At 63.9% G+C, this 14,624-nt stretch carries 14 protein-coding genes; 2 read left to right on the forward strand and 12 right to left on the reverse strand.

What is annotated here, in order from left to right; genetic code table 11:
• Nucleotides 1-74: 74 nt before the first annotated feature.
• Together LT988_RS10595 and LT988_RS10600 are read left to right on the forward strand one after the other, a co-directional pair.
• On the forward strand, nucleotides 75-1,361 hold the full coding sequence (locus LT988_RS10595; RefSeq protein WP_232410105.1) for a DUF58 domain-containing protein: 1,287 nt from the start codon (nucleotides 75-77) through the stop codon (nucleotides 1,359-1,361).
• A 240-nt stretch (nucleotides 1,362-1,601) separates the two neighbouring features.
• Nucleotides 1,602-3,110, forward strand: a complete 1,509-nt coding sequence (locus LT988_RS10600) for a hypothetical protein (protein ID WP_232410106.1) — start codon at nucleotides 1,602-1,604, stop codon at nucleotides 3,108-3,110.
• Nucleotides 3,111-3,238: 128 nt separating this feature from the next.
• On the opposite strand, the gene lipB is transcribed toward LT988_RS10600, so the two are convergent.
• The 12 genes from lipB to ltrA form a co-directional block, all read right to left on the reverse strand.
• A complete protein-coding gene (lipB, locus tag LT988_RS10605; protein ID WP_232410565.1) occupies nucleotides 3,239-3,886 on the reverse strand; it encodes a lipoyl(octanoyl) transferase LipB in 648 nt (215 codons plus the stop codon).
• Nucleotides 3,887-3,894: 8 nt separating this feature from the next.
• The gene (locus LT988_RS10610; RefSeq protein ID WP_232410107.1) at nucleotides 3,895-4,170 is read right to left on the reverse strand and encodes a YbeD family protein; all 276 of its coding nucleotides are present in this window, start codon (nucleotides 4,168-4,170) and stop codon (nucleotides 3,895-3,897) included.
• Between the two features lie 116 nt (nucleotides 4,171-4,286).
• The gene (locus LT988_RS10615; RefSeq protein ID WP_232410108.1) at nucleotides 4,287-5,426 is read right to left on the reverse strand and encodes a D-alanyl-D-alanine carboxypeptidase family protein; all 1,140 of its coding nucleotides are present in this window, start codon (nucleotides 5,424-5,426) and stop codon (nucleotides 4,287-4,289) included.
• Between the two features lie 110 nt (nucleotides 5,427-5,536).
• Nucleotides 5,537-6,562, reverse strand: coding sequence for a lytic murein transglycosylase B (mltB, locus tag LT988_RS10620; RefSeq protein ID WP_232410109.1), 1,026 nt, complete (start codon nucleotides 6,560-6,562; stop codon nucleotides 5,537-5,539).
• 148 nt (nucleotides 6,563-6,710) lie between these two features.
• Nucleotides 6,711-7,808 (reverse strand): rod shape-determining protein RodA, encoded by a 1,098-nt coding sequence (gene rodA, locus LT988_RS10625; protein ID WP_408648076.1) that lies wholly within the window; start codon nucleotides 7,806-7,808, stop codon nucleotides 6,711-6,713.
• A gap of 28 nt (nucleotides 7,809-7,836) precedes the next feature.
• The gene (mrdA, locus tag LT988_RS10630; protein ID WP_232410111.1) at nucleotides 7,837-9,711 is read right to left on the reverse strand and encodes a penicillin-binding protein 2; all 1,875 of its coding nucleotides are present in this window, start codon (nucleotides 9,709-9,711) and stop codon (nucleotides 7,837-7,839) included.
• A 196-nt stretch (nucleotides 9,712-9,907) separates the two neighbouring features.
• On the reverse strand, nucleotides 9,908-10,396 hold the full coding sequence (mreD, locus tag LT988_RS10635) for a rod shape-determining protein MreD (protein ID WP_232410112.1): 489 nt from the start codon (nucleotides 10,394-10,396) through the stop codon (nucleotides 9,908-9,910).
• Nucleotides 10,393-11,295: a rod shape-determining protein MreC gene (mreC, locus tag LT988_RS10640; protein ID WP_269752141.1), complete on the reverse strand. Its 903-nt coding sequence runs from the start codon at nucleotides 11,293-11,295 to the stop codon at nucleotides 10,393-10,395. The genes mreD and mreC overlap by 4 nt, the downstream gene beginning before the upstream one ends.
• Entirely contained in the window at nucleotides 11,276-12,322 is a 1,047-nt protein-coding gene (locus tag LT988_RS10645) for a rod shape-determining protein (RefSeq protein WP_232410114.1), read from the reverse strand. Before LT988_RS10645 ends, mreC begins: the two co-directional genes overlap by 20 nt.
• 194 nt (nucleotides 12,323-12,516) lie before the next feature.
• The gene (locus tag LT988_RS10650; protein ID WP_232410115.1) at nucleotides 12,517-12,789 is read right to left on the reverse strand and encodes an oxidative damage protection protein; all 273 of its coding nucleotides are present in this window, start codon (nucleotides 12,787-12,789) and stop codon (nucleotides 12,517-12,519) included.
• A complete protein-coding gene (locus LT988_RS10655) occupies nucleotides 12,786-13,133 on the reverse strand; it encodes an NUDIX domain-containing protein (protein ID WP_232410116.1) in 348 nt (115 codons plus the stop codon). Before LT988_RS10655 ends, LT988_RS10650 begins: the two co-directional genes overlap by 4 nt.
• Before the next feature lie 117 nt (nucleotides 13,134-13,250).
• Entirely contained in the window at nucleotides 13,251-14,585 is a 1,335-nt protein-coding gene (ltrA, locus tag LT988_RS10660; protein WP_232407872.1) for a group II intron reverse transcriptase/maturase, read from the reverse strand.
• Nucleotides 14,586-14,624 lie beyond the last annotated feature (39 nt).

The raw sequence follows: 14,624 nt of genomic DNA on the forward strand, positions 1-14,624 counted from the left end.
CCGAGCAGCCCGCTCTCGCTCGACAAGCCCGCCGATCACGGGAGAAACGGCTCGGCATAAGACCTCGCACCCCATTGGTTTTGGCACTCGCCGGCTGGACCTTCGTGGGCCTTCTCGCCGCCTGGTTTCTCGAGGCAAGGCTCGCCTGGCAAGGCATCGGCACCCTGCTCGGGGCGCTCGCCGCGGCCGACCTGGTGGCGCTCCTCGGGCTACCTTCGCCGGAGCTGCGTCGCCAGGTGCAGGGTATCCTGTCGCTCGGCACCCCGGGCCGGGTCCGACTCACCCTGATCAACCCATCGGCCCGAAACCTTCTGCTCCGTCTCCATGATCTGCATCCGAGCGCCTTCGCCGTTCAGGGCTTGCCGCGCGAGATCGCGCTCGGCGCCGGCACAAGCACAACGATCGACTATCGCTTGACCCCATCGCAGCGCGGAAGCTTCGCCTTCCCGGGCTGCGAGATCGCCTTGCGCTCGCCGCTCGGGCTTTGGATCGACATGCGCGCGCTGACCTTGTCGACGCGCTTGCGCGTCTACCCGAATCTCGCCCGAATCGCTCGCGACAACCTGCCCGCGATGCAGGATCGGCGCGCGGTTGCCGGTGAGCGCGTGCGACCGAGACGGGGCGAAGGGGCGGAGTTTCATCAACTACGCGACTACCATAGAGGTGATGGCTTACGGCGGATCGACTGGAAGGCGACGGCGCGGATGCGTAAGCTTATCGCCCGAGAGTACGAGGACGAGCGCGGCCGGCACCTCGTCTTTCTGCTCGATGCGGGCCGGCGGATGCGCCACTGCGATGCGGAGCGCTCGCACCTCGACGAGGCGTTGAGTGCAGTGCTCGCTGTCGCCTTCGTTGCCCTCGCGCACGGGGACGCCGTGGGGCTGATGACTTATGGCGGGCCGCGGCGCTGGTGTGCGCCGCGCAAGCAACCGCAGACCATGCAGCGACTGCTCGAACGCGTCTACGACCTCGAACCGAGCCTGGACGCTTCCGATCCGCTGCAGGCCGCACGCGAGCTGCTGCATCGAATGCCGAGACGGACCTTGGTGGTGATGATCACCAACAGTCGGGACGAGGATCAGTCCGGTCTGGAGCGAGCGGCGCGATTGCTGCGACGGCGTCACATGCTGATGATCGCGGACCTGCGCGAGTCGGCACTCGACCGGAGCCTAAATACCGCGATCAAGGATCTGCCCGACGCGCTGCGGTTCCATTCGGTGCACGGATGGCTCGCCACGCGGCGACGGCATCTGGATCGTGTGCGCCATCTCGGCGTCGAGATCCTCGACCTTCTGCCGGCGCAGTTGTCGGGCGCTTTGGTGGCGCAGTACCTCGCGATCAAGCGCGCCGGGCGGCTTTGATTTAAACCGCGTCCCTAGCAAGATGCTCATTCTCGAGTGAGCTCCACGTTTGGTGTGTCCACAACCATTGGCGGAGACGCGGTTTAATCTGATTGATCTTTTAGTATTTTAAATCGCGCAGGCTCCAGCGGTCTTCAAGTCTGCAGGGGCCGACCCCATCCGAAGCCGTCGCATGCCGCGCCGGGCGCGGTTTAAGTGCGAACACCCGCACACCAACCCATCCATCTCAGGAGCCAAAGAATGCGTTATCTGCTCGGCGCCCTTGCGCTCGCCGCGTCCATCCCCGTTCAGGCGGCCATCCCGGCGACCCCGGTCATGACCGTCTACAAGTTCAACGGCCCGATGGAGGTGCCTTATTACAAGGCCGATAGTTTCGCGCGCTCGGGCGCGAAATCCTCTGCCGGAACCCTGACGCAGGGGACCTCGGTGATCCCGTGTTTGATGATCCGTAACGGCAAGCCCTTGACGGACAGCTCGGGGACACCCTTCGTGGGGTTCGAGGTCGTCGTCGACCCGCGGAAGGCGAGCCGCAGCGACACCGAGCGGTTCAAGAGCACCGTCGCCGCCCGAAAATCGATGAAGGTGCAAAACCATCACTGTCCCTCCAGCGTGAAGAATGTCATCAACGTACGCGATCTCTATTCGCTCGAAAAGGCGCCCTTCTTTGATCCGCCATCGAGCGGCCGTTCCGGCAGCCCGGGTGGTACAAGCGAGCTTGACCGCATCGTGCGCAGCTTCCATGCGTCGAGCCAATGCGAGAAGGCCAATCGCAACCTCACCGGCCGTCGTGCCGCTCTGGATCGGGCCTGGGGCGACTTCATCCGCAGCAACGGGCGGCTCGGCTCCGAGGCCACGCTCGCACGCGCCAAACATCTCGACTACGCCATGCGCACGGCGATCTACGAGGGTCACCTCGAGCGCGGCTGCAACGCCTACGGGGCCTGCGAGCGCAACATCATCGTGCTCTCGATCCGCAACCGCGCGGTCGGTCAGTGTCTGAGCCGTCAGGGATGCAAGTTCCCGGGCGACTTCCAGGGCGTCTCCTCCTCGGTATCGCAGTACAACATCTGGGACGAATACCTGACCCAGATCTCCGGACTCACGGCCTGCTACCTACGCCCCGACCTCGCGGACAACGACCGCTATGCCAAGCTTCAGGCCATGTACACCCAGTCGGTCGGGGATGCCGAGCGGATCCTCTTCGGCAGCGAGCGTGACCTGCAGGCGATCTTTCCGGACAATCGTCTTTCGGATCTGACCTCGATGCGCCACTACTATCACGCACCCGCCATGGGCAAGTGCTTCCCCAATCACGACCGCGTCGAGTACATGACAGGCGCGGTCGCGCGTAATGGAGACGATTTCGCCCTGATCGCCAACACGCGGATCAAGGTCGGACCGGCGAGCGGGGACGGCTATCGGTTCGAGGAGTTCCGCTTCGAGGAGACCCCGGAGCGCGATATCGTTCGTACGGAAAACAACTATCCGGGGTTCATCGTCGACGGACGCAAGGTGTCGCTTCGCAAACCCAAGTCCTGTCCGCCGTACGGCATCCCGAGCGGCTGCCGTTCGGGCAACGTCGGTCGCTATCGCACGACCCCGAGCTGGCTCTCCTCCGGCAAACCGGTGGAGATCACCTGCAGCATCCAGGACCGGGGCGAGTCCTGCCGCGGGAGCGCCACTACCCGAACAACCCGCGTGGGCGGTGTCTGCGACAAGGAGATGCGTCCGGTCGCCGGCGTGCATTGACGCGAGGTCACACCGCATGAGCGCACCTTCGGTCGGCCGGTGTTCCAACATTTCACGGAGACCGAGGGTCGATTCGCCGATTGATTGCCCCTGAAGGAGGGCGAGCGGGAGACGCCCCGAACTCTGTATTAGGTACGTAGGAGACTCGCCGTCATCCCGAGCGATGCGGCGAGCAAACTGACCAAGCCGGCCTCGATCTCGGGCATTGACACGCCCGGTATCAGATCCGAAAACCGAGTGACGGCAAGGCCGGGATAGCCGCAGGGGTTGATACGACCGAAGGGGTCGAGATCCAGGCTCACGTTCAGGGCGAGTCCGTGATAACTGCAGCCGTTGCGGATGCGCAGACCGAGCGAGGCGATCTTGGCGCCCGCGACATAGACACCGGGTGCATCCGCGCGGCGCTCGGCCGTGACGTCCAGGGTCGCGAGCAGGTCGATGACCGCCTGCTCCAAGAGGCCGACAAGCCGCTTGACACCGAGTCCGGCCCGACGCAAGTCGAGCAGGACATAGACGACCAACTGTCCGGGACCGTGATAGGTGACCTGCCCCCCACGGTCCACCTTCACAACCGGAATCTGGCCCGGATTCAGCAGGTGCTCCTCGCGGCCGGCCTGACCGAGCGTGAAGACGGGCGGGTGCTCGAGCAACCAGAGCTCATCGGAGGTATCCGGGCGTCTCTGATCCGTGAACCCGCGCATCGCCTCCAAGGTCGGCAGATAGTCCCGATACCCCGGGAGACGACGCACCAGGAGCAGCGGGCGGGCATCCGCCATATCCGCCCTCAGATCACCCAAACGATGGACTCGTGGGCCGTGAGATCGCAATAGATGGCATCGAGCTGCGCACGGCTTTCCGCCTCGACGGTGAGGGTCACAGAGACCCATTTGCCGCCGCTGCTCAAGCGGGCGCTCACGTCCGCCTCCACGGGTCGCCTGGCATGCCGGCTCACGATCTCGATCACCAATCCCTCGAAATGCTCGTCGGCAAGGCCCATTGCTTTGATCGGAAAACGACAGGGAAAGACCAGAACGGACTCGGACGGGTTTTGATCGGACATGTCGGGCTCGGATATTCCCGGCCTCGAGACCGCTATCCCGGACGGGATCGGTTTCGACGGAGGTTTAGATTCGGCCATCTCGCACCTGTGATGTTTGGACACGGCCCCGATCCGGATCAGAACAGTCTGAGGACACTGTCCTTGGCCTTTTGCCACAGACCACCTTCTCCGACATCCTCGAGTGCCACCAGCGGCACGCGATTGAGCTCTTCCTCGCCGAGCATGACCACGATCTCGCCGACCTGGGCCCCGCGTGCGATCGGGGCGGTCAAGCTGTCCTCGGCCTTTTCCAGGCGCGCGCTCAGCTCGGGGTAACGCCCGCGCTGGAAGGTCGCGAAGACATCCGCCTCCGGGCCGACGGGCAACATCTGCTTGTCGCCCATCCAAACGCGCAAGGTCTCGACCGGCTCGTCGGCGGGATACAGACGATGGCTGTCGTAGACGCGAAAACCGTAGTTCATGAGGGCAAGGCTGGCCTCCGCGCGCGCGTTGGGCGAGGGCGCACCCATCACCACAGAGACAAGCCGCATATCGTCGCGCTTGGACGAGGACACCAGACAGTAGCCGGCCGCCTGCGTGTAGCCGGTTTTGACGCCGTCGGCCGACTCGTCCCGGCGCAGCATGGGATTGCGGTTTTGCTGGGTAATCCCGTTGAACGTGAACTCGCGCGTGCTGTACCAGGCATAGAACTCGGGAAACTCGCGGATGATCGCCATGGCGACCGTCGCGATGTCGCGCGCGGTGATGTAAAGATCCGGGTCCGGCAAGCCGTGCGGATTGGTGAAATGGCTTCCGGTCATTCCGAGCCGTTTTGCATTGGCGTTCATCATGTCGGCGAAGGCATCGACGCTTCCCCCGACGTGCTCGGCCAAGGCCACGCTGGCGTCATTGCCCGACTGGACGATCATACCCATCAGCAGGTCCTGGATGCTGACCTGCTTACCGACCTCGATGAACATCTTGGAGCCGCCGGTGCGCCAAGCCCGCTCGCTGACGAAGGCCTTGTCGGTCAGGGCGACCTTGCCCGACGCGATCTCGCGAAACACGACATAGCCGGTCATGATCTTGGTCAGGCTTGCCGGCTCCAGACGCTCGTCCGCGTTCATCTCGGCGAGGATCTGCCCGCTGTTGAAATCGATCAGCAGATAGCCCTTGGCCGCAACCTGGGGCGGGTCCGGGACAGGTTGCCGAGTTTGCGCCGACACCGGAAGGGCAAAGGCACAGATCAGCAACAACAGCTTTGAGGCTAACTTCATGTGGGATATCCGCAGGTCGGGACGATAGGCCAGTGATCGGGTGCATTCTAACCGCGGCCCGGCGCATTTGGCATCAGCATCCGGCGGATGCCGATCCGCGCCTGTGCCGACTAGAATGAGGCACCCACCTTATTCTGCTCTGCCGACATCGCCTCGTAGCCTTCGCGGATCGCTTCGCTGAGCTGGTAAACGGCCATGGCGTAGAGGTTGCTTCGGTTGTAACGGGTGATGGCGTAGAAGTTGTTCAGCCCCACCCAGTATTCGTCGTCGACCCCGTCGAGCCGAATCAGACTCGCCGGCACATCGTCAAACGGCGGCTCGTCCCACTCGACCCCCACGGCGCGCAGGGCCCCGACTGTCGTCTCGGGCGGGGCGGGTGTTTTCTCGACCAACGCGATCCCGGCCGGGACACCCGAGGGCAGCTTCACGGCAAAGGCAACGGGCTCGCCGGAGCGCCAACCGTGCTGTCTGAAATAGTTGGCGACGCTCCCGATGACGTCCGCGTTGCTGCGCCACAGGTCACGTCGACCGTCCCCGTCGAAATCGACCGCATCGTTGCGGTAGCTCGACGAGATGAACTGAGGCTTGCCCATCGCCCCTGCATAGGAGCCGACGGCTTGGAGCGGATCCAACTGCTCTTCGCGACTCAGTAGGAGAAACGCCTCGAGCTCGCGACGGAAGAAGTCGGCCCGCCTCGGATAGGCAAATCCGAGCGTCGTCAGCGCGTCGATCACCCGATGCTTGCCCACATTGCCGCCGTAGTTGGTCTCGACCCCGATGATGGCGACGATGATCTGAGGGGCGACGCCGTAGTCGGTCTCGGCACGCGCGAGCAATTCGGCATTGTCGTGCCGGAAGGCCACACCGCCGGCGATCCGCTCGGGCGTGACGAACAGCGCCCGATAGTCGCGCCAGGGCTTTGCTTCGTAGGGGCGGTCCATGGCATCGATGATCGTCTGACTGTAACGGGCATCAGCCAACAGGCCGCGCAGCTCTGCCGAGTCGAAACCGTGTCGTTCGACCATCTCGCGTGCGAAGACATCGGCCTCGATCGCATAGCCGGCCGGTTCGGCGTGCAGGTTCGCCGCGGCGAGCGCGACGCATCCGGCGAAGAGAAATCGGTAGACGATGGTCATGGGGCGTACCCTGTTGGATGTTCTCGAAATCGGAGGCGACGCACGAGCGAGACGCGATAGGCCTGTGCCGTGGCGTCGGTGATCGACCCCACGACAAGGATGCGCAGCGGCCGAGACTCCTCGCGTCGTCGCATGCATCCTCCTCGGATTAGCCGCGTGCGCGAATTCGATGGGTATGTATCCCCATGATCATCCCGAATCCGGCCATCAGGGTCACCATCGAGGTCCCGCCGTAGCTGATTAGCGGCAGCGGAACGCCGACCACCGGCAGCAAGCCGGTGACCATGCCGGTGTTGACGAAGACGTAGACGAAAAACACTAGGGTCAGCGCACCGGCCAGGAGACGCCCGTACCGATCCTGCGCCCGCGCCGCGATCACCAGACCACGCAGGATGATAAAAAGGTAGAGGGCGAGTAGGGCCAGGATCCCGGTAAACCCGAACTCCTCGCCGATGACGGCGAAGATGAAATCGGTATTGCGCTCGGGCAGAAACTCCAAATGTGACTGGGTGCCGTTCAGCCAACCTTTTCCGTCGATCCCGCCCGAGCCGATCGCGATCGTGGACTGAATGATGTGATAGCCGGACCCGAGGGGATCGGACTCCGGATTCAGGAAGGTGAGCACACGATCGCGCTGATAGTCATGCAAACCCATCCAGACGAGCGGGGTCACGGCTGCCGCAATGGCTCCGAGCGAAAGGATCATGCCCCAACCCATGCCGGCCACGAACAGCACCATGACGCCCGCACTGGCGACCAGCAACGAGGTCCCCAGATCCGGTTGCTTGGCGATCAGCACGACCGGGATCAGGGTCGCCACGGCCGCGAGCACCACCCACACGAGCTTCGGCGGCAAGGCGCGAGCGCTTAGCATCCAGGCAAGCAACATGGGCACCGCGAGCTTCAGAAGTTCCGAGGGCTGAAAGCGCACGACCCCGAAATCCAGCCAGCGCTGCGCCCCCTTGCCGACATCTCCGACCAAAAGCACTGCGATCAGCATCGCCACGCCGACCCCGTAGAGCAGCGGCGACCAGCTGCGAAGGCGCGCGGGGGGGACCTGTGCAACCGCGATCATCAGGCCGAAGGCGACCCCGAGCCGAACCAACTGCCGCTCGACCGCGGCAGGATCCTGGTCGCTCGCACTGAAGAGCACCATCAGCCCGAAACCGCATAGGGCCAGCAGGGCCACCAGCAAGGGTGCGTCCAGGTGGATCCGTTGCCAGAAACCGGGACGCCCCTGGTCCAAGGCATCGTCCGGAAAATGACAGCTCGACCTAGTCGCCACGCCCGCCTCCGGCATCACTCGGCTCGCTCGGCTCGTTCGCGACGCCGAGATAGGCATCCATAATGCGACGCGCGACGGGTGCCGCAGTGGCGCCGCCCCCGCCACCGTTCTCGACGATGACAGCAAGCGCGATGCGCGGATCCTCGACCGGCGCGAACGCAACGAACAGGGCGTGGTCCTTGAGATGCTTGGGGAGCGTCGCCGCGTTGTAGCGCTGATTCTGACCAAGGCTGAAAACCTGCGAGGTCCCCGTCTTACCGGCGATGCGGTATTCGGTACTGCGGATGCGCCGGGCGGTGCCGGATTCGACGACCTTGGCCATCGCGTCGATGATCAGATCCCATTGATGTTCGTCGGCAAGATCGATGGTGTGCGAGACCATCGGCAACTGCTCGGCAGCAGACGCACCGGGAGCCTGAGCGGCACGCGCGACCTGAGGGCGAATGACCTTGCCGTGATTGGCGACCGCCGCTGTGGCGACGGCCAATTGCAGCGGCGTCGCCAGGAAAGAGCCCTGCCCGATACCGACGATCAGGGTCTCGCCGGGATACCAGGCCTGTTTGCGCACCCGTCGCTTCCAGTCACGCGTCGGCATCAGTCCGCCCAGCTCGCCGGCGACATCGATTCCGGTCAAGGCGCCGAAACCGAAGTCCGAGAGAAAGCCCGAGAGTCGGTCGATCCCCAACCGGTTGGCCAGATCGTAGAAGTAGACGTCGCAGGACTGCACCAGTGCTTGCTCCAAGCTCAAGGCACCATGGCCGCCGCGACGCCAGCAGCGAAACCGATGGGAGTGTCCAGGCAGGCTGAACGCCCCTGGGCAATAGGTCGCACGCCGCGAGGTCGTCACCCCCTCAGCAAGTCCGGCGAGTGCGACAAACTGCTTGATGGTCGAGCCCGGTGGATACTGCCCGCGCACCGCTCGGTTAAACAACGGCTTGTCCGGCGATCTCAGCAAGGCTTGATAATCGGTCTGACTGATCCCTTCCACGAACAGATTGGGGTCAAAGCTCGGATTACTGACGAGGGCCAAGATGCCGCCGTTGCGGGGATCCAGGGCGACCACCGCACCGCGCTCCTCGCCGAGCGCTTCCTTCGCCGCTTGCTGCAGACCGATGTCCAGGTACAGATGGAGATCCTTCCCCGATACGGGCGGCTGACTCTCGAGTGTGCGGATCACCCGGCCGCGGGCGTTGACCTCCACCTGCTGGTAGCCGACCCGACCGTGCAGCAGTGCCTCATGCGCCTTCTCCAGACCACTCTTGCCGATGAAGTGGCTCCCGGCGTAATTGCTCTTGTCGATCCGGGCGAGCTCCTGCTCGTTGATCCGCCCGACATAACCGAGCACGTGGGCGGTGTGCTCGCCGAGCGGATAGGTGCGCACCAGCTCCGCACGGATATCGACACCGGCGAAACGATGCGCGTCGACCGCGAATCGCGCAACCTCGGCCGGCGTGAGATTCAGCCGGATCGGCACCCCCTGAAAACGCATCCGCTGTCGCTTTTGGCGCTCGAAGCGGGCACGATCCCGGGCGTCGATCGGGATGACTCGGGACAGCGCCTCGATAGTGGCATTCAGATCATCCACCTTCTCGATCGTGATCTCCAACGAGAACGACGGGTGATTGTCCGCGAGCAAGACCCCGTTCGCGTCGTAGACGAGTCCACGTGCCGGCGGCAAGGGCTGGACCTTGACCCGGTTGTCGCGGGACAGCACCGAGAAATGGTCGTGCTGATCGACCTGGAGGTGCATCAGTCGCACCACGACGAGTCCAAGCGCGGCGATCACCAGGGCCGCTGCGATCCATGCACGGATCGCGATCAGGCGGCTCTCGCGTTTACGGTCTTCGAGATTGGCTTCGAGCATTAAACCGCGCTCGGTGATGTAGTACTCGACCCCGGGAGGCTCCCCGTGGCTTTGCGGCTTCGGTAAACCTTCGAGTCGGCGCGGTTTAAGTCAGAAAAATTCAAAATTTCATACCGCGTGTGCTGAAACGGACGTTGGCGCGATGGCGGTCGAGCCGAGACGAGATGGGTGCATGTCATGCCGAAAGCGGCCTAGTCTAGACCAAACCGGCGCGGCGACCGAAGTCGCTGAGGATCACGAAGAGCCAGGGCCAGAGCAGAAGGCCGAGTAGAGTCGGAACCCAGTAGATCAGGAAGGGCATTGGCTGGCCCGTCGCAGCCAGGACCCACAAATTGAGCAGCCGCTCGACCAGAAGCAACACCCACACGAAAAGGGCCTGCTGCCACAAAGGGAACAGACGGATGCGTTGGTGAAGCTCGACGGCCGCGTAGGCGATCAGCGAGAGGCCCAATGCGTGCTGTCCGAACAAGGAGCCGGTGACCACATCGACGGCCAAACCAGCGGCGAAGGCTGCGAAGACCCCGAAACGCTCCGGCACCGTCAGACACCAGTACAGGGTAACGAGCGCCACCCACTGCGGCCGGAAGGCATCCGTCGCAGCAGGCATCGGCAAGACCGTGAGAAGGAGGGCGACCAGCAAGCTGACGAGGATCAGCCAGCCGCCTCGCGGTGCGGCTTCCGTCATGGCTTGGCGTCTTCGCTCGGCGCTGCGCCGGTCAGCGCCTTCTGCTGCATCTGCGGATCAAGGGTCCAGACCAGAAGGACCTCGCGGCTGCGATCGAGCCGCGCGGTCGGCTCGGCCAACACGGTTGTAAAGGGATTGTCGGGATCCTGGCGCACCGTGGTCACCCGTGCAACCGGATAGCCCGGGGGAAAACGCTCGCCCATTCCCGAGGTCACCAGCAGATCGCCCTCGCGGATGTCTGCATTTTTCGGGATGAAGAGCAACTCGAGCCCCTGCCCGACGCCGGAACCCGCCGCGATTGCGCGCAAACCGTTTCGGTTGACCTCGACCGGGAGCGAATGATCCGAGTCGGTGATCAAGAGTACAACGGACGAGAAGGGGTTGGTGCGGATCACCTGCCCCATCACGGCATTGGCATCCAACACCGGTTGGCCTACAAAAACGCCCGAGCTGGAGCCCTTATTCACCATTACCTGCTGGCGCGACGGCGTGAGATCGACGGCCAAGATTTCCGCGATCAGGACCCGCTCGCCGATGTTGAACGAGGAGCCGAGCAGATCGCGCAGGCGCATGTTCTCCGCCTCCAATGACTCGAACTGCTGTAGGCGGGCCTTCAACAGTAGGTTCTCGCGGCTGAGTGCCGTATTCGTCGCGCGCAACTGTGCCCCGTCCGTGAGCCGCTCGCGGGTGGCGCGCACGAGCGCAGAGGGCACGTCCACGGCCAGGTGCAACGGGTAGGCGAAGACGGACAGCAGCGAGCGCACGCGCTCGAGATGGTCGAATCGATGGTCGGTGATGATGAGGCCCAGCGCGCACACCACCGCCAGGATCACCCGGAGGGTCGGCGACGGCCCGCGAAGAAAGAGCGGTTTGATGGGATCACTCGGTCGTAAAGAGATCGATCCCCCGTGCGTCCAGCATCTCCAGCGCCTTGCCGCCGCCGCGCGCCACGCAGGTCAGTGGATCCTCGGCCACCACCACGGGCAGACCCGTCTCCTCCTCGATCAGACGATCGAAATCGCGCAACAAGGATCCGCCGCCGGTCAGCACGATGCCGCGCTCGGCAACGTCCGAGCCGAGCTCGGGCGGGGTCTGCTCCAAAGCCATCTTCACCGAGCCGACGATCGCCGCAAGCGGCTCCTGCAGCGCCTCCAGGATCTCATTGCTGTTGAGCGTGAAACTGCGCGGTATGCCCTCGGCGAGGTTGCGCCCGCGCACCTCGATCTCGAGCACCTCGTTGCCTGGAAAGGCCGAACCGATGCTGTGCTTGATGCGCTCGGCCGTCGCCTCGCCGATGAGTGTGCCGTAGTTGCGCCGAACGTAATTGATGATGGCGTCGTCGAAGGTGTCGCCGCCGACGCGGATCGATGCCGAATAGACGATGCCGTTGAGCGAGATAATGGCCACCTCGGAGGTGCCGCCACCGATGTCGATGACCATACAGCCGCGCGGCTCGTGGACCGCGAGCCCGGCACCGATCGCCGCCGACATGGGCTCCTCGATCAGAAAGACCTCGCGTGCACCGGCCCCGGCCGCAGACTCCTTGATGGCGCGACGCTCCACCTGGGTCGAGCCGCAGGGCACGCAGATCAGCACGCGCGGGCTGGGACGAATCAGACGCGACTCGTGCACCTTGTGGATAAAGTACTGGAGCATCTTCTCGGTGATGGTGAAATCGGCGATCACACCGTCCTTGAGCGGGCGAATCGCCGTAATGCTCTGCGGCGTGCGCCCGAGCATCATCTTGGCTTCTTCGCCGACGGCGACCACCGTTTTGCCCCCGCCCTTGCGCTCGTGACGGATCGCGACCACCGACGGCTCGTTGAGGACGATCCCCTGGTCACGCGCGAAAATGAGCGTGTTGGCCGTACCCAAATCGATCGAAAGATCGTTCGAGAAGATTCCACGAAGACTTCTGAAGAACATCAGGTGCGTACCTTGCGGGAGATAGAGGAGATCGCCGGCTCTCCCGCGGGCATCCTGGACAAGGATCCGTCGGGAAATCCATCGGAAAACGGCGAGCTAATCTAACAACGCAAGGGAAGATCGGCAAGGCGGGTGTTCAGCAGTGCATCCCGGCGACACGCTGAACGTTTGGCCGGGACGACAAGACCGCGCCGCTAGCTTTTCGGCGGGACGTAACCCTCGGGCATCTCCGCGCCTTCGCCGAAGAAATACTTATCCATCTGCTCTTCGAGAAACTTTCGCGATTTGGGGTCCATCGGGCTTAATCGGTTCTCGTTGATCAGCATGGTCTGGTGCCGGAGCCAGTCCTGCCAAGCAAGCTTGGATACGTTGGCATGGATGCGCTTGCCGAGCTCGCCAGGATAGGGCGCCCGATCCAAGCCCTCGGCCTCGCGGCCGAGCTTGACGCAGTGAACCATGTGGGTCATGAGACGTCTCCGTGTGGTTGAGCACGAACGGGCGGTTGCGCTCGGCCGGCTTGAAAGTGTTCCAGAATGCCCTTGATAGGCGCGGGGGTCCCGACGGCGCCGAGCTCGGCCCGATTCAGCCAGCGCTGCTCCTCACCGTCGGCAACGCGAGCGGGCGTCGTGTCGAGCTGCACCAGTGCGATTCGGATATCCAATGTGAAGTGGGAGAAGGTGTGACGGCGTGCCCCGATCATTTCAACCCGCGCGGGCGGAACACCGATGCGGGCGAGACACCAGTCGCGCGGATCCGCATCAGGCGCAATCTCGGGCAGACTCCAGAGTCGGAGAGTAAGCCGGGTCCTCACCGTCGGTTAGGCTGATGTTTGTGTTCTCTGTTTGCCGCCTGGTTTCCCGGCGGTGCCACATGATCTCGGCCATACGACGGTTTGTTCCCGGCTCCTCGCAGAACCGGACTTGGAGTGTTACACCATCCGGCTCCCAGCTTGAGTCTTCCACCAAGGAACGGGGTAGAGGTCGTGAATGATCCGCGCCGTCGGGAGCATGGGCTTGATGACCGCGTAGAAGCGCTTCCAGGTCAACGAGCGACGTTGGCTGCGCCGGTTGAGCCATTTGAACAACAGGCCCGTTGCGGCGTAAAGGTAACCCGATACGCCCCGGCTATTGCCGCTCACACCGTAATACTGGATGTGTCCGCGCAGATGCCGGATCAGGTACGCCACCATCGCCCGCCCGCCTCGCGCCCGCAACCCCCGCAGACGCTCGCTCAGGAGCTTGAGCTTCTTGCCGACCCGCTTGCCGTCGCTCTTACGCCCGACAACAAAGCGCCCCCGCCGGCTCTTCCCGACACAGTGAGTGAAGCCGAGGAAGCTGAAGGTACGCGGTCCGGGCGTCTCCGCCCGCGTCCGACCCAGCTGGTCGCTGCCGAAACGCAGCAGCGCCGTTTTGCTCGGCTCGACCTCCAGGTCGAACTGCGCCAGCCGTGCGGTCATCTCGGTGAGAAAGGCCCGTGCATCGCCTTCGTGCTCGAAGCAGGCCACATAGTCGTCGGCATAGCGAATCAGGTACGCCCGTCCCGTGCAGGTCCCCGCAAAGCGTTTCTCGAACCAAAGGTCGAGGACGTAGTGCAGGTAGATATTGCTCAGCACGGGCGAGACCAGACCCCCTTGTGGGGCGCCCTCTTCACTGGCCGTGAACGCGCCGTCCTCCATGATGCCGGCCTTCAGGAACCGCCGCACGATCCGCAACAGATTGGGATCGCCGATGCGGTGCTCCAGGAAGTCCATGAGGTGGGAGTGTGACAGATGATCAAAGAAGCCTTTGATGTCCGCCTCCACCACCCACTGCGTGCGCCCGTTGGTGATGACCTCGGCCACCCGGCGCAGCGCATCGTGCGCGCTGCGACCCGGCCGAAACCCGAACGAGCAGTCCCGAAACTCCGGCTCCCAAATGGCCTGAAGGATGCGGCCGAGGCGATCTTGGACCAGGCGGTCCTCGAAGCTCGGCACCCCCAACGGCCGATAACGGCCGTCCCCTTTCGGGATGTAGGTGCGCCGCACCGGCAACGGCCGGTACCCCAGACGGCGAATCCGTGCCGACAGATCCTCCAGACGCGCGTCCAGACCCACTGCATAGTCGTCCTTCCTAACCCCGTCGACTCCGGGCGCCTTGCGTCCGTCCTGGCGCTCGAAGCTTTCGCGCAACCCCTCCGGGTCAAACAACATGCCCATCAGGGACGTGAACCGCGTGTGCGGTTCCGCGCGCGCCATCAGTGTGAAACGCTCAAGCTTGCTGGTCACGGTCAGAGTCCTCTCGGTGTAGGGCCGTGTTTCACTCTT

The sequence above is a fragment of the Thiocapsa bogorovii genome, assembly GCF_021228795.1.
Classification (GTDB): Bacteria; Pseudomonadota; Gammaproteobacteria; order Chromatiales; family Chromatiaceae; genus Thiocapsa; species Thiocapsa bogorovii.